Source organism: Bauldia litoralis (assembly GCF_900104485.1).
In the GTDB taxonomy this organism is placed as follows: domain Bacteria; phylum Pseudomonadota; class Alphaproteobacteria; order Rhizobiales; family Kaistiaceae; genus Bauldia; species Bauldia litoralis.
The window spans coordinates 334,144-356,930 of record NZ_FMXQ01000001.1 but is presented as its reverse complement, the minus strand read 5'-3'; the positions used below and the strand labels follow the sequence as shown (position 1 = coordinate 356,930).

Here is a 22,787-nt window from a genome sequence, read left to right as displayed (position 1 = left end):
TTCTAGGCGTCTGGCCATGTTGCCCTGACTAGGGGCCTATGCTAATCGAACCGGCGAATAAGGGGTGGGTCTGACGTGGCGAAAGTCACCTCATTCCAAGAACTCAATCCGTTCAAGGCCTTGAACAGAAATTAGCCAGGCTTCGCTTCAGAGGCCTCGCGCGTCGGAGAACTGGGAACAGGTGGCGGACAATTCATCTCCCGTTTCGGGGCTTGCAGAGCGCTACGCGACGGCTCTGTTCGAGCTTGCCGAGGATGACAAGGCACTGGCCGAGCTCGAGGCGGACGTGGGGCGTTTCGCCTCCATGCACGACCAGAGCGACGACCTGCAGAGCTTCATCCGCAGCCCGATCTATTCGGCCGAGGAGCAATTGCGCGGCGTCAGCGCCGTCCTCGAGAAAGCCGAGATCAAGGGACTCGTGGCGAACTTCTTCCAGTTGGTGGCGAAGAACCGGCGGCTTTTCGCCGTGCCGGGCATCATCACCGCCTTCCGCCGGATGATGGCGGCCCACCGCGGCGAGACGACCGCGGAGGTGACCAGCGCCGAGCCGTTGACCGACGCCCAGGTGTCGGCGCTCAAGGCCGCATTGAAAGACTCTCTCGGCAAGGACGTCGCTCTCGACGCCCGTGTCGATCCCGCGCTGATCGGCGGGCTGATCGTCAAGGTCGGTAGCCGCATGATCGATTCTTCGCTGAGGACAAAACTCAGCTCACTCAAGCTCGCTATGAAAGAGGTCGGCTGATGGAAATCCGGGCCGCAGAAATCTCCGCGATCCTCAAGGACCAGATCAAGAATTTCGGCAAGGAGGCGGAAGTCTCCGAAGTCGGACAGGTCCTGTCGGTCGGTGACGGTATTGCCCGCATCTACGGGCTCGACAACGTCCAGGCGGGCGAGATGGTCGAATTCCCCGGCGGCATCCGCGGCATGACGCTGAACCTCGAGACCGACAATGTCGGTGTCGTGATCTTCGGCGACGACCGGGACATCAAGGAAGGCGACACGGTCAAGCGGACCGGCGCCATCGTCGAGGTGCCGGTCGGCAAGGGCCTGCTCGGCCGCGTCGTCGACGGTCTCGGCAATCCGATCGACGGCAAGGGGCCGATCGAATCGAGCGAGCGCAAGCGGGTCGACGTCAAGGCGCCGGGCATCATTCCGCGCCGCTCGGTGCATGAGCCGATGCAGACCGGCCTCAAGGCGATCGACGCGCTGATCCCGGTCGGCCGTGGCCAGCGCGAGCTGATCATCGGCGATCGCCAGACCGGCAAGACCGCCATCGCGATGGATGCGATCCTCAACCAGAAATCGGTCAACGCCACCGACGACGAGTCGAAGAAGCTCTATTGCGTCTATGTCGCCATCGGCCAGAAGCGGTCGAGCGTCGCGCAGCTCGTCAAGGTTCTCGAGGAAAATGGTGCGCTCGAATATTCGATCGTCGTCGCCGCGACCGCCTCCGAGCCGGCGCCGCTCCAGTATCTGGCGCCGTTCACCGGCTGCACGATGGGCGAGTTCTTCCGCGACAACGGCATGCATGCGCTAATCGTCTATGACGATCTGTCCAAGCAGGCCGTCGCCTATCGCCAGATGTCGCTGCTGCTTCGTCGTCCGCCGGGCCGTGAAGCCTATCCGGGCGACGTGTTCTACCTCCATTCGCGCCTGCTCGAGCGGGCCGCGAAGCTCAACGAGGAAAACGGTTCGGGCTCGCTGACGGCGCTGCCGATCATCGAAACCCAGGCCAACGACGTGTCGGCCTATATCCCGACCAACGTCATCTCGATCACCGACGGCCAGATCTTCCTCGAGACCGACCTGTTCTACCAGGGCATCCGCCCGGCGGTGAACGTCGGCCTCTCGGTGTCCCGCGTCGGCTCGGCCGCCCAGATCAAGGCGATGAAGCAGGTCGCCGGACCGATCAAGGGCGAACTGGCCCAGTATCGTGAAATGGCGGCCTTCGCCCAGTTCGGCTCGGACCTCGACGCCGCGACCCAGCGGCTGCTCAATCGTGGCGCCCGGCTGACCGAGCTTCTCAAGCAGCCGCAGTTCTCGCCGCTCAAGGTCGAAGAGCAGGTCGCCGTGATCTTCACCGGCGTGAACGGTTATCTCGACACCCTGCCGGTCAACAAGGTCGGCGAGTTCGAGACCGGCTTCCTCGCCCTGATGCGCACCGAGCACAAGGACCTGCTCGACGAGATTCGCGAGAAGGGGGCCCTGAACGACAGCTCGACCGAGCGCCTGCGGGCGGCGGCTGACGCCTTCGCCAAGGCTTTCGTGTGAGGCTTGAACCCAAACGGATGACAGGCTTCTGAGCCATGGCTAGCCTCAAGGAACTGCGCAATCGCATCGCCTCGGTCAAGGCGACGCAAAAGATCACGCGAGCCATGCAGATGGTGGCGGCTTCCAAGCTGCGCCGGGCGCAGGCCGCGGCCGAGGCGGCGCGTCCGTATTCGTCGCGGATGAATGCGGTGCTCGCCAACCTGGCGACGACCTTCTCCGGCCGCGACGACGCGCCGGCGCTGCTGTCCGGTACCGGCCGTGACGATGTCCACCTGCTGGTCGTCTGCACGGCGGAGCGCGGGCTTTGCGGCGCGTTCAACTCCTCGATCGCCCGTCTGGCGCGCGACCATGCGGTTCGCCTGACGAGCGAAGGCAAGACGGTCAAGATCCTCTGCGTCGGCAAGAAGGGCTATGACATCCTTCGCCGGCGCTTCCCGAAGCAGATCATCGAGTTGATCGACCTGCGCGCCGTCAAGCGGCTGGCTTTCACCGATGCCGACAAGGTTGGCCAGAAGGTTCTGGACCTCTACGCCGAGGGCGCTTTCGACGTCTGCACCGTCTATTACGCCGAGTTCAAGTCGGTGATCAGCCAGGTGCCGACGGCGCAGCAACTCATCCCGGCCGAGATCAAGGTGGATCCCGAATCGGCCGGCGAGGGCGCCGCCTACGAATACGAGCCGGACGAGGAAGCGATTCTCGCCGACCTGTTGCCGCGCAACCTTTCGGTCCAGATTTTCCGGGCATTGCTGGAGAACGCGGCCTCGGAGATGGGCGCGAAGATGTCGGCAATGGACAGCGCGACCCGCAATGCCGGCGAAATGATCGATGCGCTGACGCTGAACTACAACCGGACGCGTCAGGCGCAAATCACCAAGGAACTCATCGAAATCATTTCGGGCGCCGAGGCGCTCTGAACGGACTCCAGCAGAGGTAGGTCATGGCAAAGACGAGCAAGACCAAAGAGAACTTTCCCGGGGTCACCGGGCGCATCACGCAGATCATGGGCGCCGTCGTCGACGTGCAGTTCCCGGAGAATCTGCCGGCGATCCTGAATGCGCTCGAGACCGACAACCATGGCAACCGCCTGGTTCTCGAGGTCGCGCAGCATCTCGGCGAGAACACCGTCCGCACCGTGGCGATGGATGTCACCGAAGGCCTGGTCCGCGACCAGGAAGTCGTCGACACCGGCGAGCCGATCTCGGTGCCGGTCGGCGAGGAGACCCTCGGCCGGATCATGAATGTCATCGGCGAGCCGGTCGACGAAGCCGGCCCGGTGAAGTCGCAGCAGAAGCGATCGATCCACCAGCCCGCGCCGTCCTATGTCGACCAGTCGACCGAGGCGCAGATCCTGGTCACCGGCATCAAGGTCGTCGACCTGCTCGCACCGTATGCCCGAGGCGGCAAGATCGGCCTGTTCGGCGGCGCCGGCGTCGGCAAGACCGTGCTGATCCAGGAACTGATCAACAACGTCGCCAAGGCGCATGGCGGTTACTCGGTGTTCGCCGGCGTCGGCGAGCGGACCCGCGAGGGCAACGATCTCTATCACGAGATGATCGAATCCGGCGTGAATGTCGATCCGGCCAAGAACAATGGTTCGACCGAAGGGTCCAAGTGCGCCCTAGTGTTCGGCCAGATGAACGAGCCGCCGGGCGCCCGCGCCCGCGTCGCGCTGTCCGGGCTGACGGTCGCCGAATATTTCCGCGACCAGGGGCAGGACGTGCTGTTCTTCGTCGACAACATCTTCCGCTTCACCCAGGCCGGCTCCGAGCTTTCGGCGCTGCTCGGCCGCATCCCGTCGGCGGTGGGCTATCAGCCGACACTGTCCACCGACATGGGCGCGCTGCAGGAGCGGATCACCACCACGACCAAGGGCTCGATCACCTCGGTGCAGGCGATCTACGTGCCGGCCGATGACTTGACCGATCCGGCGCCCGCGACCTCCTTCGCCCATCTGGACGCGACGACGACGCTCAACCGCTCGATCGCCGAGAAGGGCATCTACCCGGCGGTGGATCCGCTCGATTCGACCTCGCGCATGCTCGATCCCCGCATCGTCGGCGACGAGCATTACGAGGTGGCTCGCCAGGTGCAGGAGGTGCTTCAGCGCTACAAGCAGCTCCAGGACATCATCGCCATTCTCGGCATGGACGAGCTGTCGGAAGAGGACAAGCTGGCGGTTGGCCGGGCGCGCAAGATCGAGCGCTTCCTGTCGCAGCCGTTCCACGTCGCCGAGGTGTTCACCGGTTCGCCGGGCATCTTCGTCGACCTGGCCGACACGATCAGCGGCTTCAAGCGGCTGGTGAGCGGCGAGTTCGATCACCTGCCGGAGCCGGCCTTCTACATGGTCGGCACCATTGAAGACGCGGTCGAGAAGGCCAAGAAGCTGGCGGCCGAAGCCGCCTGATCAGGCGCTTGTCGTGTGCGACCAGCCGGCCTCGCCGGCCGGTCGTCGCCCGCGTGAATTAGGGAACGAAGATGGCTGATCCGTTTCAGTTCGAACTGGTAGCGCCGGAGAAGCTCCTGGTGTCGGAGCCGGTCGACCAGGTGGTGGTTCCGGGGACCGAGGGCTATTTCGCGGTGCTCAAGGGCCATGCGCCCCAGATGTCGACGCTGCGGCCCGGCGTGGTCGAGGTCCAGCGTGGCGGCGACACCGAACTGATCTTCGTTCGCGGCGGCTTTGCCGATGTCGGCCCCGACGGGCTGACCATTTTGGCCGAGCAGGCGATGCCGCTGTCGGAACTCGACGCGGCGACGCTGGCGCAGGAAGTGCAAAACGCTCAGGAAGACGTGAACGACGCCCCCGATCCGGTAGCCAAGGCGGCGGCGGAGATGCGTCTCAACCAGCTCCAGGAAGTCCAGGCGGCCAAGGCCGCCGCCTGATCCGACAGAACACCGGCGGTCGCCGCCGGGTTTTCTGCGCTCCGGCAAAGCCGGTTTGACCGGCGTCAACGCGCCGGCTCCCGCCACAGGCGATGCTGCTCCCGAGGGAGCGGGCCATGAACCGGCGACAACTCTTGACGATCGGAGCGGGACTCGGCGGCGCAGCGGTTGCCGGCGGGCTTGGATATGCCATGTGGGCACGGCAAGGCGCGAGCGCCTGGGCAGCCGAAGTCGAGGCGATACGGCGTCCGCTGACCGTGGGGCCCGGCCTTGAGCGCCACCGCGAACTGGTTCGCTACGCCACGCTCGCCGCCAACAGTCACAATACCCAGCCGTGGCGCTTCGCCATTGCAGCGAATTCGATCACCGTCACGCCCGATCGCGAACGGCGGTGCGCGATCGTCGACCCGGACGATCATCATCTCTTCGCCAGTCTCGGCTGCGCGATCGAGAACATCGTCCAGGCGGCGCCGCTGGTCGGTCTGGCGGCGACGCCGCGATTCGACCCGGCCGGCTCACGCATCGTCATCGATCTGGAACCGGGTGGCGGAGCCGGCACGCAAGGACTCGCCGAGGCGATTCCGCGCCGGCAATGCACGCGCTCGGTCTATGACGGGAGGAGCGTCTCACCAGCAGATATCGCAAGGCTCGAAACGGCCGGCCGCGGCACCGGCGTCGAAACGATCTCGATCACCGACCGCGGCGCCATCGACCGCATCGTTGCCTTTATCGTCGACGGCAACACGCAGCAGATCGACGATCCGGCTTTCGCCGCCGAACTGACGCGATGGATCCGGTTCAGCTATGGCGAGGCGCTCAGCACCCGCGATGGGCTGTTTGCCGCGGTTTCGGGGAACCCGGTGCTTCCGGGGCCGATCGGAAAGATGATCTTTCCTCTGGTCTTCTCGGCCAAGTCGGAGAACGCCAGGATCGTCGAACAGGTCGACTCCTCGGCCGGCCTGATGGTGTTCGTGTCGGAGACCAATGACGAGGCCAGCTGGATCGAAGCAGGGAGGGCGTATCAGCGCTTTGCGCTGACCGCGACCAGTCTCGGCATCGCGCACGCCTTTCTCAACCAGCCGGTGGAAGTGGCGGCAGTTCGGCGACGGTTTGCGGATCACCTCGATCTCGGCGACCGGCGTCCGGATTTCGTCGTGCGGTTCGGCTATGGGCCCCGGATGCCGATGTCGTTGCGGCGTCCGGTCGAGGCGGTGCTGGCCGAGGCCGGCTAGGGGATGTCTGCGAAAGCCGAGACGACGCCTTCATAGACCTGACGCTTGAACGGGACGATCAGGTCGGGGAGACGGTCGAGCTTTTCCCAGCGCCATTCGGAGAATTCCGGCGTGTCGCCGTCGCCGGGATCGAGGACGTCGATCTCGGACTCATCGCCCTCGAAACGCAGGGCGAACCATTTCTGCTTCTGGCCGCGATACCGTCCCTTCCAGGCAATGCCGATGAGTTCCGGCGGCAGGTCGTAGGTGAGCCAGCCGGGCGCCTCGCGGATCAGGCTGACGCTCTTCACCGAGGTTTCCTCGTAGAGTTCGCGCAGCGCCGCCTGGTACGGGTCCTCGCCGTCGTCGAGGCCGCCCTGGGGCATCTGCCACCAGTGGCCCTCGCCCTCCGCCTCGGCCGCGCCATCGTCGGCGCGGCATCCGACCCAGACCCGGCCGGCGGCATTGAATAGGGCGATGCCGACGCACGGCCGGTAGGGCAGGTCTTCCACGGCGCGCGCTCTCTTCTGCTTCTTCGGCTTCCCGGTCTTCTTGCTCATGATCCGTCGGCACGGACAAGGGACGAAACCGGCACCAGGGCAATGCCGTTCTCCTCCGCCACCCGGGCGAAGGCCGAAATGCGGGCTATCGTCGAGGGGAAGGCCGTGGCGGTGGCGACGGCATAGCCGCGCTCCCTGGCGATGGCGACAAGCTGCTTGATCCTCGCATCGATCGCCGCCGGCGCCGTGTCGCCATCGAGGACGAGATCGGCGCGGATCACCGGGGCGCTGTCGGAAGCGAAGGCACCGACGCGGCTGCGCGCCGAGGAGCCGTCGTCGAGAAACAGCAGGCCGCGATCGGCGATATCGCCAAGGATCGGCGCCAGCGCCCGGTCGTCGCCGGTGAAGCGGGCGCCCATATAGTTCATGACGCCGACATAGGTCGTGGTCTGGGCGAGCAGCCAGCGCAACCGGTCGAGGTTCTTTGCGGTGCCGCCGGCGACGGTCAGCGTATTGGGGCCGGGGTCGATGTCGGGGTAATTATAGGGCTCCATCGGCAACTGGAGCAGGATCTCGTGGCCGAGGGCGCGGGCTTCGGCGACGGTGGCCGGCAGGTCCTCGCCATAGGGGACGATGCCGAGGGTGACTTCGCCGGGCAGGCTGGCGATCGCCGACTGGCCGGCCTCGCCCTCGATGCCGATGCCGCCGACGACGATGGCAATCCGCTTCATGCCCTCGGTCGCGCCGGCCGGGCGGGCATAGGCGTCGAGCGGGCGGGTGCCGTCGTCGCCGATCCGCGGGAGCAGGCCGTTCTCGTCGGCCTCGATCAGGTCCTCGAACGGAGCGGCGGCGAGGCGGATGGGCCGCGGCTTGCTCGGGTCGCTGATGATGACGTCGTTGCCGCGGACTTCGCGCAGCCCACCAGTCGGCTTGACCTCGACCAGCGGTTCGCTCTGGGCCTCGTAGACCGGGGTAAGGGCGGGGCCGACGCTGCCGGTCTGGTCCGGGGAGGTGTCGTCGATCGCCGCGACGACGTTGCCGGGATCGTCCGGGCCGTCGCCGAAGGCGAAGAAGGCGATCAGGCCGATGGCGATGAGCAGGGGTGGGGCGACCAGCGCGACAAGGGGAGTGCGATGCGCCTTGCGCTCTCGCGGCAGCCCCAGCGGCTTGTTCAGGTCATCCGTCGCCATCAGCGTCCGCGATGAAGAGGAAGGCAGGGCCGGTGGCGCATGTCAGGCGCGCCACCGGAATCGGGGTCTGGCGATCAGTTCGGGATGCCGCGGGACGGATCCGGCGGGAACTCGCTGTTCACCTGGAGGCCGTTGAGGAGGTCGAGCGCGTAGTGAAGCTGCTTGTCGTCCTCCGGATCGGACGGGACATAAGCCAGCGAGCCGGACTCTTCCTCCTCGCCCGCTGCGGCGTCCTCGCCTTCAAGGTGTCCCTTGAGGCTGGCTTCGCCGCGCGGCTCGATGCCGGCCGCTTCGGCCAGTTCCGGGGGAAGCTCCTGGATGACCTCGATGTCGGGGTCGATGCCCTTGGCCTGGATCGACGTGCCCGACGGCGTGAAGTAGCGGGCCGTGGTCAGGCGGAGCGCGCCGTTGGCGCCGAGCGGGATGATGGTCTGCACCGATCCCTTGCCGAAGGAGCGCGTCCCGATGATCGTCGCGCGACGATGATCCTGGAGCGCGCCGGCAACGATCTCGGAAGCCGAGGCCGACCCGCCATTGACGAGGATGATCACTGGCTTGCCCGCGGCGAGATCGCCGGAATGGGCATTGTAGCGCTGGGTTTCCTCGGCGTGGCGGCTGCGGGTCGAGACGATCTCGCCGCGATCGAGGAAGGCGTCGGACACCGCGATCGCCTGATCCAGAAGACCGCCGGGATTGTTGCGAAGGTCGATGATGTAGCCCTTGACCTTGGCCTTGCCGATCTTCTCGTTGATCTCGTCGATCGCCTCTTTCAGGCCGTCGAAGGTCTGCTCGTTGAAGGAGGAGATGCGGACATAGCCGACATCCTCTTCCTCGCGGGAGCGCACCGAATGGATGGTGATCTCCTCGCGGGTGAGCTCGACCTCGAAGGGCTTGTCGACATTCTCGCGCTTGATGGTCAGCGTGATCGGGGTGTTGATCGGGCCGCGCATCTTCTCGACCGCCTCGTTGAGGGACAGGCCCTCGATGAGTTCGCCGTCGAGGGCGATGATCAGGTCGCTGGCGAGGATGCCGGCACGGGCGGCGGGCGTGTCGTCGATCGGGGAGACGACCTTGATGACGCCATCCTCCATCGTCACCTCGATGCCGAGGCCACCGAACTTGCCGCTGGTCTGGACCTGCATGTCCTTGAAGTTCTTCGGGCTGAGGTAGCTGGAATGCGGGTCGAGCCCGGCCAGCATGCCGTTGATCGCCGATTCGATCAGGGCGTTCTCGTCCGGCGTCTCGACGTAATCGGCGCGGATGCGCTCGAAGACGTCGCCGAAGAGATTCAGTTCCCGATAGGTATCGGCAGAAGCCGCGTTCGCCGAACTACCGGCGAGAAACTGTGTCTGGGTGAACGTAACGGCGACAATCGCGCCTAACGCCGCACCGGCGAGGAGTAGTGAGGCCTTGCGTATCATCCGCCAACCTTTTCATCATCTGTTGCGGCCCACCACGGGGCCGGGTCGATCGAATTTCCATCTTTCCGGAACTCGATATAGAGCACAGGCTGGGTCGAAACTATGTCCACCGCCCCGGCACTCGCAAGTTTCGGCGAAGCCATCATCGCCACTGGCTCGCCAGCAAGCACGAACTGACCCAATTCGACGTTGATCTGGTCCATGCCCGCCAGGAGGACATGATACCCGTCGCCGGCATTGATGATCAAGAGTTTGCCATAGCTGCGAAAGGGCCCGGCGTAGACAATCCAGCCATCTGACGGAGAATTGACCTGTGCGTTGGGCCGGGTCGCTATGGAAATGCCCTCGCTGCGGCTGCCGAGGCCGTCATCCTCGGCGTAGCGGCGGGTGATGCGGCCGCTGGCCGGCAGAGGCAGCAGGCCGCGGGCATCTGCAAAGGAAACCGAGGGGCTCAACCGATCCGATTCGCCGAGCGACTTCGGCGGCGTCGTGGTGCGGGCGATCTCGGCCGCTTCCTTGCGTTTCGCGGCAGCCGCCTCGGCCTCGGCCTTGGCGCGGGCGGCAGCGGCGACCTCCTTCTCCATCCGGGCGATCAGGTCCTTGAGACTGGTCGCCTGTTCCGCAAGCGCCCCGGCCCGCCTTTCCTGCTCGGCAAGCTGGGCTGCCGAGGCATCGCGCTTGCCCTGCCGTTCGGCGATCAGGAACTCGACCCGGGCGCGGTCCTCGGCCAGCTTCGACGCGTCTTCCTGCATGCGGTCGCGTTCGCGTGCCAGCTCGTTCTTCAATGAAACCAGCTGGTTGAGGTCCGAGGCCAGCTTGTCGGCGGCCTTGCGGAGGTCGGGGACGACCGCGCCGAGAAGAATGGCGCTATGGACGGAGGCGAGCGCATCCTCGGGGCGGACGAGGATCGCGGGCGGCGGACGGCGGCCGATTCGCTGCAGCGCCGCCAGAACCTCGCCGAGGACATCACGCTGAGCCAGCAGCGAAGCGCGGATGGCATCCTCGCTGCGCACCAGCGCGTTGATCCGCGTCTCGGTCTCGCCGATCCTGGTCTCCAGCGCCTGGACCCGCTTTCCGGTGTCGATAAGGGTCTGGTTGAGGGTGCCTCGGTCCTGGTCGAGCGCGTCGATCTCGGACCGCAATTCGGCGAGGCGCTCGTCGGTCAGGGCGATGGCGCGGGCCACGTCTTCGAGCTGGGCCTGCCGGGCATCGCGCGCCGCCTCGGCCAGCGCCGCCGGATCCTCGACCTGGCTCGCGGCCGGTCCCGCGGCAACGAGCAGCGCGGCCAGTGCGAGACAGGCACTCCGTCGAAGAGAGAGGTCGAGCACGATGGGCCCCAAATGCGTCCTTGGCCCGAACCCTAAGCCCGGACAATTAACGGTCTGTCAACCAACCCCTAGCGGCCAGAGGCTGGCTGGAAAATAAGGCTGAACAACGGCTTCTGGCCTGATTCGGGGGAGCGGCCGTTTGCCTCAATCCCGGTGATAGGGATGGCCGGCGAGGATGGTGACCGTCCGGTAGAGCTGTTCGGCGAGCATGATGCGAACCAGTTGATGCGGCCAGGTCATGGCGCCGAAGGCGAGGCGAAGGTCGGCGCGGGCGATGGTGTCGGGCGCCAGGCCGTCAGGCCCGCCAATGACAAAAGCCATGTCGCGGCCGGAATCCCGCCATTCGGCGATCCTGTCGGCCAGGGCACGGCTGGTAACGGGCTTGCCGCGCTCGTCGAGCACGACGACGACGGCCCCTGGCGGGATCGCCGCAGCGATGCTCTCGGCCTCACCGGCCTTGCGGGCCGCAGGCTGCCTGGCGGCGCTTTCGGCAAGTTCGCGAAGGTCGAAGGAAAGGCCGATCTGGCGACCGGCCTTGTCCGCCCGGTCGAGATAGCGGTCGAGCATTTCGCGCTCGGGCCCCGCCTTGAGGCGGCCGACCGCGACCATCGTGATCTTCACTGCCCGATGTCCCGGCTCGGGGCCAATTCGCGCGGTTTTCCATCACGCGGCCACCGATCGCTCGCGCTGGATGTCGCCGGCAGGCCGGGCGGGTCGCCAATCCAGCGGTGTCTCAAGCGATCAGGCCGCCTCGACGCCGCGCCACATCTTCTCGATGTTGTAGAAGTCCCGGACTTCCGGGCGGAAGATGTGGACGATGATGTCGCCGGTATCGACGAGCACCCAATCGCAGGACTTCTGCCCCTCGATCTTCAGATCGCGGAAGCCCGCCGATTTGAGATCCTGAACGAGGCGATCCGCCAGCGACCCGACGTGCCGATGGGAACGACCCGAAGCAACGACGATGAAGTCGCCGATCGTGGTCTTGCCGGTGATGTCGATTGAGGTCAGGTCCTCGGCTTTGGAGTCTTCAAGGCTCGCGAGGACAACTCTTAATGCGTCCGCAGCTGTGAGGTCACTGCTCGCAGGCGCAATTGGGGGAGAACGGTGAACCGCGCTCTCGCTCCGAAGTGCCGTGGTCAGTGTCTGGTCCCTTCCCAGGTTATCGTCAGCGCAGCGCCGACAAGCAAAAGATAAGCCTTTGTGGGTGACGGTTTCAAGACGTGCGTCGGCGTTCCCTGAGAAGGGTTGACGAAAGCGGGATATGGGGGCTGGGCAAGAAAACCCATGCCGGGGGGGGCATTTCCGGCAATTTTGCCGCCATGGCATGGGGAATCCGGCCTCGCGCCAGCGCTTTCGCCGCAGGCGAGGACAGTGCCTTGAGGGCCAGTCCCGGCCGGTTGAACACGGCAATCGGCACGGTTGCGGCGATTCCCCGCCAGTCCCGCCAGTGGTGGAAGGTCGCGAGATTGTCCGCCCCCATCATCCAAACGAGATCGACATCCTCAAGACGTTCGGAAAGCCGCCGCAGGGTCTCAGCGGTATAGGTCGTCCCTAACGCGGCCTCGACGCCGGTGACCTTGATGCGGGGGTGATTCGCCAGCTTGCGGGCGGCGGCGATGCGCCGGGCCTGGTCCTGGGAGGGGGCGTTCGGCTTCAGCGGGTTCCGCGGCGAGACCAGCCACCAGACCTGATCGAGGCCGAGGGCGCGCATCGCGACGAGGCTGACCTCGCGATGGCCGTCATGCGGCGGGTCGAAGGAGCCGCCGAACAGGCCGATCTTCATGCCGGGCTGGAAGGAGGGCAGGCGGACAGGCCCCGCCGGAGCTGTTCGATCGGCCATGCGGGCGCCGATCAGGGCCGTACCTGGCCGGTTCCCCGCACCCTGTACTTGAAGCTGGTCAGTTGCTCGACGCCGACCGGGCCGCGCGCGTGCATCTTGCCGGTGGCGATGCCGATCTCCGCGCCCATGCCGAACTCGCCGCCATCGGCGAACTGGGTCGAGGCATTGTGGAGGACGATCGCGCTGTCGACCTTGGCGAGGAATCGGTCGGCCGCCGCCTGGTCGTTGGTGACGATGGCGTCGGTATGGTGCGAGCCATAGCGCTCGATGTGTTGCAGCGCTTCCTTGATGCCGTCAACGACCTTCACCGAGATGACCGCGTCGAGATACTCGGTCGACCAGTCGCCCTCGGTCGCCGGGGTGACCCCCGGCGCGACGGTGCGGCTCCTCTCGTCGCCGCGCACAAGGCAACCGGCGTCCTTCAGGGCGACGATCAGCGGCCTGAGGTGGGTGTCGGCGACCTTGGCGTCGACGAGCAGGGTCTCGACGGCGCCGCAAACGCCGGTCCGCCGCATCTTGGCGTTGAGGACGATCGCCTTGGCCATCTCGAGATCGGCGTCGCGGTCGACGTAGATGTGATTGACGCCTTCGAGGTGGGCGAAGACCGGGACGCGGGCCTCGGACTGCACCCGGGCGACGAGGCTCTTGCCACCGCGCGGCACGATGACGTCGATCGCGCCTCGCAGGCCGGCGAGCATGTAGCCAACGGCGGCGCGGTCGCGGGTCGGGACGATCTGGATCGCTTCAGCGGGCAGGCCGGCGGATTCAAGGCCCTCGACCAGGCAGGCATGGATGGCGCCCGAACTGCGGAAGGAATCCGAACCGCCGCGCAGGATAGCGGCGTTGCCGGCCTTCAGGCAAAGCGCGCCTGCATCGGCGGTGACGTTGGGCCGGCTCTCATAGATGACGCCAATGACGCCGAGGGGTGTGCGCACCCGCTCGATGTGAAGACCGTTGGGCCGTTCCCAGGCCGCCAGAACGGTGCCAACGGGATCGGCCAGGGCGGCGATTTCCTCGATGCCGGTCGCCATCGCCTCGACCCGCGCCGGATCGAGCGTCAGGCGGTCGATAAAGGAGCCGGTGGTCCCGGCCTCCTTCGCATCGGCGACGTCGCGGGCGTTGTCGGCGAGAATCGTTTCGGCGTTTCGACGGATGGCGCTGGCCATCGCCTTCAGTGCTGCGTTCTTTTCCTTGGTCGTGGCGTTGGCAAGGCGGTGGGCCGCCGTCTTGGCCGCCCGGCCGATCGCCGTCATCTCGGCTGCGATATCGCCGCCGGTGCTCGCATCGGCGCGTGCTTCGGCAAGGCTCATGACGCTGGTCCTTCACGGGGATTTGGCCGGAAGCACGCTGTTTTGCACGCAATTCGCCGGCGCGCAAGCTTTCCACGGCTGGACTTGGCCATGGCTTCGGGCGATGTACGGTGCCCCGCCGCCGCGGGACATGGTCAGACGGTATTTCATCATGGCGACGGCGCCCGGCCCGGCCACATCCAATCAAGGCGAGAACATCCCCCTTGGCATCGGTCTGATGGTGCTGGGGATGTTCCTGTTTTCGGTCAATGACGCGCTCGGCAAGTGGCTGGTCGCCACCTATGCGGTGACCCAGTTGCTGCTGGTGCGGAGTGCCGCGGCACTGGCGGTGATCACCCCGGTGCTCGGCCGGCGGGGAATTGTCGAACTCGGCCGGATGCCGCGCCCGGTCCTGCAGGCCGTCCGGATCTTCGTGGCGACGGCGGAGACCGCGTGCTTCTATTTCGCCGTCACCGTGCTGCCGCTGGCCGACGCCTTCACCTACTACCTGGCGGGGCCGATCTACGTCACCGTGCTGGCCGTGATCTTCCTCAAGGAGAAGGTGGGCTGGCGGCGGTGGGCGGCCGTGCTGGTCGGCTTCATCGGCGTGGTGATCGCGTTGCAGCCCGGCGCCGGCGCCTTCGGCTGGTACGCCCTGATCGCCTTCGTCGGAAGTCTCTTTTATGCGGTCCTGATGATCATGACGCGGGTGCTGCGCGGCATGTCGCCGACGGTGATGGCGACCTCGCAGATGTGGGGCGGCCTGCTGTTCGGCGTCCTGGCGGCGCCCGTCGACTGGGTCCCGATCGCCAGCGTGAAGGACGGGCTGCTGCTGGCGCTGGTCGGCGTGGTCGCGGTGGTGGCGATCGTCTGCGTCAATCGCTCGCTGAGGCTGGCGCCGGCCTCCGCCGTGGTGCCGTATCAATACACGCTGATCGTCTGGGCGGTGGTCTTCGGCTATTTCGTCTTCGACAACCTGCCCTCGGTGCCGACCATGGTCGGCGCCCTGCTGATCGTCGGCTCCGGGCTCTTCATCTTCTTCCGCGAGCAGAAGGTGGCGAAGGTCGAGCCGGACGTGGTGACCGGGCCCTAGACTCTCCCTTCGTCCGGGTTGGCCGAAAGTGATTCGTCGCGCGAAAGTGCGCCGAAGAGACGCCGACGCGTGTCGCTTCATGGCAGCGGGACGGCCCTTCGATCGACGATCGAACGATCCTGAAAGTCAGGTTTTCCGCGGCTATTTCGCCGGCGAAGCGAATCCGCATGAGTCGCGCCCGGTTGCCGCTTGCCAACTTCCTGCGCCATCGACACTGTCGAATTTGCGAAACCGGGCGCCGGGGCGGATCGCCGCGTTTTCGCGTTGGTGCGGACGGGTTGTCGTGGCGGCCCTGGTCTGGCCGCCGGGGGCCTTGTCCCGTCCGGCACGAGGGGGAAATGCCGATGCCTGTCGATCGTTCCGCTGGACGCAACACCCTGACGTCCGTCCGTTCCCGACTCGCCAGCGCGCTGCTGCTTGGCACCGCGATTGTCCTGCCGTGGTCGCCGGGCGTTGCCGATCCGCTGCCGCCGCTCGACTACATGACGCTGGATTTCGGTGACAACCAGACATTCCTCACCGGCATCCGCGGCGACAATATCGTCGGCAACTACGTCGTGCCGGGCACCACGGCCACAGGCGGGCTCCTCTACGATTCCGCCACCGGTACATGGTCGCCGTTCCCCTATGCGACGCCGGACGGGGTCAACTATCCCGGAGCGGATACCGCCTCGCCCTATGGGCCGAGCTTCGGCTCGCCGGGCGGGATCCTGCGCGTCGTCGGCAGCTACAAGGCGAAGGGCGGCACGGTCGATCTCGGCTATCTCTACGATGGCGCGGCCGCACCGGGGAAAGAGCTGACGACGCTGGTCTATCCCGATCCGGACGTGCTCTTCACCATCCTGCACAGCAATTTCGGCAATACCGCCGTCGGCAACTACGACACCGGACCGCTGACCGGCAACGCCTTCATCTACGACATTCCGACCGGCGCGTTCACGACCAACAACAAGCTGGGCGCCATCAGCACGACCGCCTATGGCGTGTGGGGCGACAAGATCGCCGGCGGCTACGGTGATTTCGGGCCTGACGGGGAGCCCGGCTTCGAGCACGGCTACATCTATGACCGGACGACGGATACCTGGAAGACCTATGACCATCCGGGCGCGCTCGTCACGCATTTCGAAGGCATCACCGGCGCCGGCCGGACCGGCGAATATAACCTGATCGCCGACTGGGTCGGCATCGACGGCATGCATGGGTCGGTCCTGCATGTCGACGCGGACGGCAACGAGACCTGGATCCCGATCGAGGTGCCCGGCGCATCCTCGACATCGGTCAACTCGATCCACCAGAACAAGGTGATCGGCGTCTACACCGATGCCGACGGGGTGCATGGCTTCATCGTCGAGGTGCCCGGCATCTACAATCCGATCCACAATCTCGGAACGCTGAAGACCGTCGCGCCGGGCGCGGCGGCAATCTCGGCCGGCGTCGGCGACGACGTGGTCAATGACGGCGTGATCCGCGCCAAGGGGATCAAGAGCGTCGGCGTGGCGAGCGACACCTATGGGGTGATCTACAACAACGGGCTGATCGCGGCGCGCGGGGCAGGCGGCGCCGCCGTCGACATGGGCGGCGACTTTGGCACGCTGCTCAATTCCGGAATCCTTCAGGCCCGGGCCGGCGCCGTTGCGCTGCGCGCCACCGGAAACGCGTTTGGCACCGCGGTCGTCAATACCGGGCTCATCGATGGCCGCGTCAAGGTCAAGGCCGGCCCCGACGCCCGCTTCGAAAACAGCGGCGTGATGGGCGTTTTCCGCAAGGGGGTGGGCGTGCGCCACGTCGTCAGCGGGACGTATGCCCAGACCGAGGAAGGCGCGCTGGCGCTCCGGGTTGCCGGCCGGCGCAACGACATGCTCAAGGTCGACGGCGCGGCCCGACTGGGCGGCACGGTCGCTCCGCTGATCCGGCGCGGGGACCTCAAGAATCGGTACAAGCTCGTAACCGCGAGCGACGAAATCACCGGCACGTTCGACGAACTGGACGCGATCGGGCTGCCGCGCTTCCTGTCGGCGTCGCTCGACTATTCCGACACCAAGGTCGTGCTCGACCTCAAGGCGCAGTTTGCCAAGCAGAAGGACCTGGACCGCAACCAGCATGCGGTTGCCGGCGGCCTCGACGATGCCTTCAACGAGGGCGGCGGCATCGATGACGGGCTGAATGTCGCGCTGTTCGACATTGCCGGGAGCCCGGCCGATGCGCTCGACATGCTGTCCGGCGAAGTCTATGCGAGCGAGCAGTCGGTGCTGATCAACGAGGCGCTGTTCGGACGCAAGGCGCTGCTCGACCGGATCCGCCAGGCGGGCGGCGGCGGCGGTGCAACGGGCTCGGATCTCGCCCTCGGCTATGCCGATGCGCCGGCCGGCAACGCTCCGCCATTCCCCGGCACGCAAACCGCGTCGCCCGACCCGGCGCTGTGGGCACAGGGCCTCGGCTCCTGGAGTGATATCGACGGCGGCAAGAATGCAGAGGATGTCTCCAGCAGTTTCGGCGGCATCCTTGGCGGCGTCGATTACCGGGTCAACGACTGGCTCGTCGGCCTGGCCTGGGGCTACTCCCAGTCGAATACCGACATCGACGGGCTGTCGAGCTCGGCCCGGGCCGACACGGGAACGATCGCCGCCTATGCCGGTACGACGATGGGCGCCTGGAGCCTGCGGGCCGGCGCGTCCTATGGCCTGAACTTCATCGACAGCAACCGCACGGTGAGCTTCGCCGGCTTCAAGAACAACGTGAAGGCGGATTACCGTGCGGGGACGACGCAGGTCTTCGGCGAGATCGGCTACCAGGCCATGGTCCAGGGCATCGAACTCGAGCCCTTTGCCAACCTCGCCTGGGTGCATCTGCAGACCGAGAGCTTCAAGGAATCCGGTGGCGCAGGGGCGCTCGACGGATCGTCGGGATCGTCCGATGTCGGCTACACGACGATCGGCTTCCGGGCGGCGCGGGACTATGGGCTGCCGAATGGACAGATCCTGACGCCGCGGGTGTCGGTCGCCTGGCAGGCGGCTTTCGGCGACCTGACGCCGACCGCGGTGCTGGCGCTTGCCGGGACGCAGGGCGCGAACTTCACCGTGGCGGGCGCGCCGCTGGCCGCCAATACCGCGCTGATCGACGCCGGCTTCGACCTCGGGGTCGGCGGCAATGCCAAGGTCGGCCTGTCCTACCTCGGCCAGTTCTCGAGCAGCGACAGCAACAACGCGGTCTGGGGCAGCTTCACCAAGGCGTTCTGATCCGTCGCGCCATCGATCGCGGACCGCGCCCGGCTATTCGCCCCTGAGGGCCATGTCGTCGCGGTGGATCATCTCGGCGCGGCCGGCATAGCCGAGGATCGCCTCGATCTCGCGGCTGTTGCGGCCGGCGATGCGTTCCGCATCGGCGGCGTCATAGGCGACGAGGCCGCGGCCGATCTCGGCGCCTGCGGGCCCGACGATCGCGACCGCGTCGCCGCGCTGGAAGCGGCCGCGGATTTCCCTGACCCCGGCGGGCAGCAGGCTCTTGCCGGCGCGCAGCGCCTTCATCGCCCCGTCATCGACAACCAGGGCCCCTTGCGTCTCGACGTGGCCGGAAATCCATTTCTTGCGGGCGCGGACCGGCGTGGTCTGCGCGGCGAACCAGGTGCAGCGTTCGCCCCCGGCGATGCGGCGGAGCGGGTTGCCGGCATGGCCGCTGGCGATCAGCATCGCGGTGCCGGCGGAGGTGGCGATCTTCGCCGCCTCGATCTTGGTCAACATGCCACCGCGCGACAGTTCCGAGCCGGCACTGCCGGCCATCGCCTCGATCTCGGGGGTGACCCTGTCGACCATCGGCAGGTGGCGGGCGTCGGGGTCGTCGCGGGGCGGCGCCGAATAGAGACCGTCGATATCGGAGAGCAGCACCAGCAGGTCGGCGCCGATCATCGTGGCGACCCGCGCGGCGAGGCGGTCGTTGTCGCCGTAGCGGATCTCGGTGGTGGCGACGGTATCGTTCTCGTTGATCACCGGCACCGCGCCGAGGCGGAGCAGCGTGGCGATGGTCGAGCGGGCGTTGAGGTAGCGTCGGCGCTCCTCGGTGTCGTCGAGGGTGAGCAGCACCTGCCCGGCGACGAAGCCGTGGCGGTGCAGCGTCTCGGCCCAGGCGCGAGCGAGGGCGACCTGACCGACGGCGGCGGCGGCCTGGCTTTCCTCAAGCTTGAGGACGCCGCGCGGCAGCTTGAGGACGCGCCGGCCAAGGGCGATTGCTCCCGAGGAGACGATCAGCAATTCCTTGCCAGCCGAGACCTCGGCGAGATCGCTGGCCAGGGCATCGAGCCAGTCATGGCGAATGCCGCTGTCCTCGACCAGCAGCGCGGAGCCGATCTTGATGACGATGCGGTGGAACTGATCGAGAGACGGGGTCACGGAGAGGCCGGGCTGGTTGGCGCTGTTGGCACTGGCCGGGTCTAAGCCGGCCGGGCGCGGGATTCAACGGACATCGCGCATCAGGGTTGCCAGGTCTCGTCCAGTTCCGCGGGGATGGCGTTGGGATCGACGGTCTTGGTGACGCCGATCTGGCGGCCGAGGAGACGGAGGACTTCGGGAACGCCTTCGCCGCTGACCGCGGAGACGACGGAGGGCTTTCGCCCCACCGCCTCGGCGAGGGCGGCGGCTGCCGTCTCGCGCTCCTCGTCGGAGAGGGCGTCGACCTTGCTGAGCGCGACGATCTCGGGCTTCTCGGCCAGGCCGTGGCCGTAGGCCTTGAGCTCTTCGCGAACCGTGCGATAGGCACCGGCCGGGTCGTCCTGGGTCCCGTCGACGAGGTGCAGGAGGACGCCGCAACGCTCGACATGGCCGAGGAAGCGATCGCCGATGCCGGCGCCCTCGTGGGCGCCTTCGATCAGGCCTGGGATGTCGGCCAGGACGAAATCATGGCCGCCGACGACGACGCCGAGATTGGGGTGGAGGGTGGTGAAAGGGTAATCGGCGATCTTCGGTTTCGCTGCCGAGACGGCGGCGAGGAAGGTCGACTTGCCGGCATTCGGCAGGCCGACGAGACCGGCATCCGCGATCAGCTTGAGGCGCAGCCAGAGCCAGTACTCCTGGCCGGGCGCGCCGGGATTTGCGCGGCGCGGCGCGCGGTTGGTGGAGGACTTGAAACGTGTATTGCCGAAGCCGCCGTTGCCGCCCTTGGCCAGCAGCACCCGCTGGCCAACCTCGGTGAGATCGGCGAGCAGCGTTTCGCTGTCCTCGTCGTAGATCTGGGTGCCGACCGGGACCTTCAGAACGGCATCTTCGCCGCCGGCGCCGGTGCGGTCCTTGCCCATGCCGTGGCCGCCCTTGGCCGCCTTGAAATGCTGCTGGAAGCGATAGTCGATCAGGGTGTTGAGGCCGTCGACGCATTCGGCCCAGACGTCACCGCCGCGGCCGCCGTCGCCGCCATTCGGACCGCCGAACTCGATGAATTTTTCCCGGCGAAAGGAGACCGCGCCCGCACCGCCATCGCCGGAGCGGATATAGACCTTCGCCTGATCAAGGAACTTCATGGCTGCAGGCTTTCAAAGCGCGCGCGGGTCAGGACGGTGTCGATATGCTCGACGGTGCGCCCGCGCGCAAGGGAATGGCGCATCGAAGTGCCGGTCTGCTCGAAGCCAAGTTTGCCCTGGACCTTGAGCGATGCCGGGTTGTCGAAGAAGACGCCGGACTTGATGGCGTCGGTGTCATAAGTGTCGAAGGCAAAGGCGAGGAAGGCGCGACCGGCCTCGGTCGCATAGCCCCTGCCCCAATGGGCCTGGCCAAGCCAGTAGCCGAACTCGCAGTCGCGGCGGATATCGGACAGCCCGATCCCGCCGATCAACCGGTCGTCGAGGGCGATGGTCAGCGGAAGGTCGCGCCCGCCGCAGGCCGCGACCGAATCGAGAAAGGCCTCGGCGTCCCTGCGGCGGTAAGGGCAGGGCACGCGGGCCAGCATGCCGGCCACCGCGATGTCCGAGATCTCCTCGACCAGCGCGTCGATGTCGTCCGACGACGCGGGCCGCAGGACGAGTCGCGATGTCTCGATGTGCGGTTCAGCAAAGGCTGTCGCTTGCAGCACTGCCTTCTTCCTTGTCATCGGCACCCCACGACTTGAGGCTCGCCCAGTTGCGGCGCTCCAGAACGAAACGCTCGACGGGAATGGCCCCCAGCGACACCGGCGACCGGGCCATGCCGGTCTCGCGGAACTGGAAGCCGCATTTCTCGATCACCCGCCGCGCCCGGCTGTTGCTGACCCGGTTGGCGCACCATAGCGCCAGGGCGCCGGTTTCGGCGAATGCCAGGTCGACGACGGCCTGGGTCGCCTCGGTCGCGTAGCCCCGACCCCAGTAGGATTCGCCGATCCATGTGGCGACCTCAACTGTCTCCGGACGATCGATCATCGGTCCGTAGCCGGAAACGCCGATCGTCGTGCGGACGCTACGGCTGATAACGACCAGCGTCCGGCCACCCTGTTGCCAGTAGTCGCCTGGCGCCGCTGCCAGATTGGTCGAGACGACCGGGTCGGCGGCGAGGGTGACCGCGAGGTTGCGCTCACTTTCCTCCGGCGACTTCAGCATCAGGCGCCTTGTGATGATCGGCCTTTGGTCTGGTTCGTCGTCATCGGCATCTTCGGACATGATTTCCTCCGAACGAACACGAAAAAGGGGAGATGGCGCCCATCTCCCCTTTGAATCCGCTCGAATCGCCGGGTCGATGTGACGCCGGCGGGAATGCGCATGCCGGCTAGTCGGTAGCTTCTGCCATGGTCGGGTTGACCGATACGTAGCTGCGGCCGCCGGCTTTGGTGCGGAACGCAACGGTGCCTTCGACTTTGGCGAAAATCGTGTGGTCCTTGCCAAGGCCGACATTGTCACCGGGGTGCCACTTGGTACCGCGCTGGCGAATGATGATGTTGCCCGGGACGACAGCTTCGCCGCCGAACTTCTTCACGCCGAGACGGCGGCCAGCAGTATCGCGACCATTGCGCGACGATCCGCCTGCTTTCTTATGAGCCATTGCCGGTTCTCCTGTCTCTTGTCTGTCTTACTTGTCTTCCGCGATCAGCGCGTTGGCCTGGCCGATCCAGTCCTCGCGCTCGATGCGGCCCTTGAAGTTCAGCTCGCCGTCGATGCGGGCGATGTCGTCCGCCGTCCACGCCGCGACCTGGGCGAAGGTGGTGACGCCGAGGGCATGGAGCTTCTTCTCCAGCACCGGGCCGACACCGCTCAGCCGCTTGAGATCGTCGGTCTTGCCGGCCGGCGCGGCTTCCGCCTTGGGTGCCGGAGCGGCCTCGGCGGCCGGTGCCGCCTCGGGCTTGGTCTCGGCCTTGGCGGGCTTTGCCTTCTTCTCCGGCGCCTTGCCGTCGGTGAGGATCTCGCCGATCCGCACGACCGTCACCATCTGGCGATGGCCGCGGGAGCGCCGGGAATTCTGCCGCCGGCGCTTCTTGAAGACGAGGATCTTGGCGTCGCGCGTCTGATCGACGATCTCGCCGGTCACCGTGGCGCCGGCCACGAGGGGGCCGCCAACGGTGGTGTCCGAGTCGCTTCCGACCATCAGCACTTCGTCAAAGGAGACGGTGTCTCCGGCATCGCCGTCGAGCTTGTCGATCCTGACCAGGTCGGCCGGCTCGACCCTGTATTGCTTTCCGCCGGATTTGATCACTGCGAACATGAGTACGATCCAAGTCGATTTCCCCGATCGGCGACCGGGGCGGCAAAAATGCCCGAATATCCAGAAACGAAAGGGCGCGACCTTACAGCCGCGCCAGTTCCGCGCGCACTATAGG

Annotated in this window: 22 protein-coding genes; 8 read left to right on the top strand and 14 right to left on the bottom strand. The window is 66.5% G+C overall.

Annotation, left to right across the window (positions count from 1 at the left end; genetic code table 11):
- The first annotated feature begins 181 nt into the window (after positions 1-181).
- The 6 genes from BLT60_RS01695 (at position 182) to BLT60_RS01670 (ending at position 6,383) form a co-directional block, all read left to right on the top strand.
- Positions 182-742 (top strand): F0F1 ATP synthase subunit delta, encoded by a 561-nt coding sequence (locus BLT60_RS01695; RefSeq protein ID WP_090874476.1) that lies wholly within the window; start codon positions 182-184, stop codon positions 740-742.
- Positions 742-2,271, top strand: a complete 1,530-nt coding sequence (gene atpA, locus BLT60_RS01690; RefSeq protein WP_090874475.1) for a F0F1 ATP synthase subunit alpha — start codon at positions 742-744, stop codon at positions 2,269-2,271. Before BLT60_RS01695 ends, atpA begins: the two co-directional genes overlap by 1 nt.
- Positions 2,272-2,306: 35 nt before the next feature.
- On the top strand, positions 2,307-3,185 hold the full coding sequence (locus tag BLT60_RS01685; protein WP_090874474.1) for a F0F1 ATP synthase subunit gamma: 879 nt from the start codon (positions 2,307-2,309) through the stop codon (positions 3,183-3,185).
- A gap of 23 nt (positions 3,186-3,208) precedes the next feature.
- Positions 3,209-4,675, top strand: a complete 1,467-nt coding sequence (gene atpD, locus BLT60_RS01680) for a F0F1 ATP synthase subunit beta (protein ID WP_090874473.1) — start codon at positions 3,209-3,211, stop codon at positions 4,673-4,675.
- 71 nt (positions 4,676-4,746) lie between these two features.
- Positions 4,747-5,151, top strand: a complete 405-nt coding sequence (locus BLT60_RS01675; protein WP_090874472.1) for a F0F1 ATP synthase subunit epsilon — start codon at positions 4,747-4,749, stop codon at positions 5,149-5,151.
- A 116-nt stretch (positions 5,152-5,267) separates the two neighbouring features.
- Positions 5,268-6,383 (top strand): Acg family FMN-binding oxidoreductase, encoded by a 1,116-nt coding sequence (locus tag BLT60_RS01670; RefSeq protein WP_090874911.1) that lies wholly within the window; start codon positions 5,268-5,270, stop codon positions 6,381-6,383.
- Here BLT60_RS01670 and BLT60_RS01665 read toward each other — a convergent pair.
- The 8 genes from BLT60_RS01665 to BLT60_RS01630 all read right to left on the bottom strand — a co-directional run bounded on the left by BLT60_RS01665 (position 6,380) and on the right by BLT60_RS01630 (position 13,954).
- Positions 6,380-6,922, bottom strand: coding sequence for an RNA pyrophosphohydrolase (locus tag BLT60_RS01665; protein ID WP_090874471.1), 543 nt, complete (start codon positions 6,920-6,922; stop codon positions 6,380-6,382). The genes BLT60_RS01670 and BLT60_RS01665 overlap by 4 nt on opposite strands.
- The gene (locus BLT60_RS01660; protein ID WP_090874470.1) at positions 6,919-8,052 is read right to left on the bottom strand and encodes a divergent polysaccharide deacetylase family protein; all 1,134 of its coding nucleotides are present in this window, start codon (positions 8,050-8,052) and stop codon (positions 6,919-6,921) included. The genes BLT60_RS01665 and BLT60_RS01660 overlap by 4 nt, the downstream gene beginning before the upstream one ends.
- 74 nt (positions 8,053-8,126) lie before the next feature.
- Positions 8,127-9,473, bottom strand: coding sequence for a S41 family peptidase (locus BLT60_RS01655; RefSeq protein ID WP_090874469.1), 1,347 nt, complete (start codon positions 9,471-9,473; stop codon positions 8,127-8,129).
- Entirely contained in the window at positions 9,470-10,801 is a 1,332-nt protein-coding gene (locus tag BLT60_RS01650; RefSeq protein WP_090874910.1) for a murein hydrolase activator EnvC family protein, read from the bottom strand. The genes BLT60_RS01655 and BLT60_RS01650 overlap by 4 nt, the downstream gene beginning before the upstream one ends.
- Positions 10,802-10,945: 144 nt before the next feature.
- Positions 10,946-11,422, bottom strand: a complete 477-nt coding sequence (gene rlmH, locus BLT60_RS01645) for a 23S rRNA (pseudouridine(1915)-N(3))-methyltransferase RlmH (RefSeq protein WP_090874468.1) — start codon at positions 11,420-11,422, stop codon at positions 10,946-10,948.
- A 120-nt stretch (positions 11,423-11,542) separates the two neighbouring features.
- The gene (rsfS, locus tag BLT60_RS25025; RefSeq protein ID WP_090874467.1) at positions 11,543-12,130 is read right to left on the bottom strand and encodes a ribosome silencing factor; all 588 of its coding nucleotides are present in this window, start codon (positions 12,128-12,130) and stop codon (positions 11,543-11,545) included.
- Positions 12,018-12,644 (bottom strand): nicotinate-nucleotide adenylyltransferase, encoded by a 627-nt coding sequence (locus tag BLT60_RS01635; RefSeq protein WP_090874466.1) that lies wholly within the window; start codon positions 12,642-12,644, stop codon positions 12,018-12,020. Before BLT60_RS01635 ends, rsfS begins: the two co-directional genes overlap by 113 nt.
- 11 nt (positions 12,645-12,655) lie before the next feature.
- Positions 12,656-13,954 (bottom strand): glutamate-5-semialdehyde dehydrogenase, encoded by a 1,299-nt coding sequence (locus tag BLT60_RS01630; protein ID WP_244521101.1) that lies wholly within the window; start codon positions 13,952-13,954, stop codon positions 12,656-12,658.
- A gap of 151 nt (positions 13,955-14,105) precedes the next feature.
- On the opposite strand from BLT60_RS01630, the gene BLT60_RS01625 reads away from it, so the two are divergent.
- Both BLT60_RS01625 and BLT60_RS01620 read left to right on the top strand, forming a co-directional pair.
- A complete protein-coding gene (locus tag BLT60_RS01625) occupies positions 14,106-15,026 on the top strand; it encodes a DMT family transporter (protein ID WP_244521100.1) in 921 nt (306 codons plus the stop codon).
- A gap of 344 nt (positions 15,027-15,370) precedes the next feature.
- The gene (locus tag BLT60_RS01620; protein WP_090874907.1) at positions 15,371-18,262 is read left to right on the top strand and encodes an autotransporter family protein; all 2,892 of its coding nucleotides are present in this window, start codon (positions 15,371-15,373) and stop codon (positions 18,260-18,262) included.
- Between the two features lie 33 nt (positions 18,263-18,295).
- Here BLT60_RS01620 and proB read toward each other — a convergent pair whose 3' ends face one another.
- The 6 genes from proB to BLT60_RS01590 all read right to left on the bottom strand — a co-directional run bounded on the left by proB (position 18,296) and on the right by BLT60_RS01590 (position 22,672).
- Positions 18,296-19,408, bottom strand: a complete 1,113-nt coding sequence (gene proB, locus BLT60_RS01615) for a glutamate 5-kinase (RefSeq protein ID WP_090874465.1) — start codon at positions 19,406-19,408, stop codon at positions 18,296-18,298.
- Positions 19,409-19,488: 80 nt separating this feature from the next.
- Entirely contained in the window at positions 19,489-20,529 is a 1,041-nt protein-coding gene (gene obgE, locus BLT60_RS01610) for a GTPase ObgE (protein ID WP_090874464.1), read from the bottom strand.
- On the bottom strand, positions 20,526-21,077 hold the full coding sequence (locus BLT60_RS01605; protein ID WP_210185520.1) for a GNAT family N-acetyltransferase: 552 nt from the start codon (positions 21,075-21,077) through the stop codon (positions 20,526-20,528). Before BLT60_RS01605 ends, obgE begins: the two co-directional genes overlap by 4 nt.
- The gene (locus BLT60_RS01600) at positions 21,052-21,636 is read right to left on the bottom strand and encodes a GNAT family N-acetyltransferase (protein WP_090874462.1); all 585 of its coding nucleotides are present in this window, start codon (positions 21,634-21,636) and stop codon (positions 21,052-21,054) included. Before BLT60_RS01600 ends, BLT60_RS01605 begins: the two co-directional genes overlap by 26 nt.
- Before the next feature lie 106 nt (positions 21,637-21,742).
- Complete coding sequence (gene rpmA / locus BLT60_RS01595) at positions 21,743-22,015, bottom strand: 50S ribosomal protein L27 (RefSeq protein WP_090874461.1); 273 nt, start codon at positions 22,013-22,015, stop codon at positions 21,743-21,745.
- 27 nt (positions 22,016-22,042) lie between these two features.
- Positions 22,043-22,672 (bottom strand): 50S ribosomal protein L21, encoded by a 630-nt coding sequence (locus BLT60_RS01590; RefSeq protein ID WP_090874460.1) that lies wholly within the window; start codon positions 22,670-22,672, stop codon positions 22,043-22,045.
- Between the last annotated feature and the right edge of the window lie 115 nt (positions 22,673-22,787).

Bases quoted from the DNA above. Each gene is read 5' to 3' on its own strand.
- atpA (WP_090874475.1), top strand. From the start codon at position 742: ATGGAAATCCGGGCCGCAGAAATCTCCGCGATCCTCAAGGACCAGATC.
- BLT60_RS01685 (WP_090874474.1), top strand. From the start codon at position 2,307: ATGGCTAGCCTCAAGGAACTGCGCAATCGCATCGCCTCGGTCAAGGCG.
- atpD (WP_090874473.1), top strand. From the start codon at position 3,209: ATGGCAAAGACGAGCAAGACCAAAGAGAACTTTCCCGGGGTCACCGGG.
- BLT60_RS01675 (WP_090874472.1), top strand. From the start codon at position 4,747: ATGGCTGATCCGTTTCAGTTCGAACTGGTAGCGCCGGAGAAGCTCCTG.
- BLT60_RS01670 (WP_090874911.1), top strand. From the start codon at position 5,268: ATGAACCGGCGACAACTCTTGACGATCGGAGCGGGACTCGGCGGCGCA.
- BLT60_RS01665 (WP_090874471.1), bottom strand. From the start codon at position 6,922: ATGAGCAAGAAGACCGGGAAGCCGAAGAAGCAGAAGAGAGCGCGCGCC.
- BLT60_RS01660 (WP_090874470.1), bottom strand. From the start codon at position 8,052: ATGGCGACGGATGACCTGAACAAGCCGCTGGGGCTGCCGCGAGAGCGC.
- BLT60_RS01655 (WP_090874469.1), bottom strand. From the start codon at position 9,473: ATGATACGCAAGGCCTCACTACTCCTCGCCGGTGCGGCGTTAGGCGCG.
- rsfS (WP_090874467.1), bottom strand. From the start codon at position 12,130: ATGCCATGGCGGCAAAATTGCCGGAAATGCCCCCCCCGGCATGGGTTT.
- BLT60_RS01635 (WP_090874466.1), bottom strand. From the start codon at position 12,644: ATGGCCGATCGAACAGCTCCGGCGGGGCCTGTCCGCCTGCCCTCCTTC.
- BLT60_RS01630 (WP_244521101.1), bottom strand. From the start codon at position 13,954: ATGAGCCTTGCCGAAGCACGCGCCGATGCGAGCACCGGCGGCGATATC.
- BLT60_RS01625 (WP_244521100.1), top strand. From the start codon at position 14,106: ATGGCGACGGCGCCCGGCCCGGCCACATCCAATCAAGGCGAGAACATC.
- BLT60_RS01620 (WP_090874907.1), top strand. From the start codon at position 15,371: ATGCCTGTCGATCGTTCCGCTGGACGCAACACCCTGACGTCCGTCCGT.
- obgE (WP_090874464.1), bottom strand. From the start codon at position 20,529: ATGAAGTTCCTTGATCAGGCGAAGGTCTATATCCGCTCCGGCGATGGC.
- BLT60_RS01600 (WP_090874462.1), bottom strand. From the start codon at position 21,636: ATGTCCGAAGATGCCGATGACGACGAACCAGACCAAAGGCCGATCATC.
- rpmA (WP_090874461.1), bottom strand. From the start codon at position 22,015: ATGGCTCATAAGAAAGCAGGCGGATCGTCGCGCAATGGTCGCGATACT.
- BLT60_RS01590 (WP_090874460.1), bottom strand. From the start codon at position 22,672: ATGTTCGCAGTGATCAAATCCGGCGGAAAGCAATACAGGGTCGAGCCG.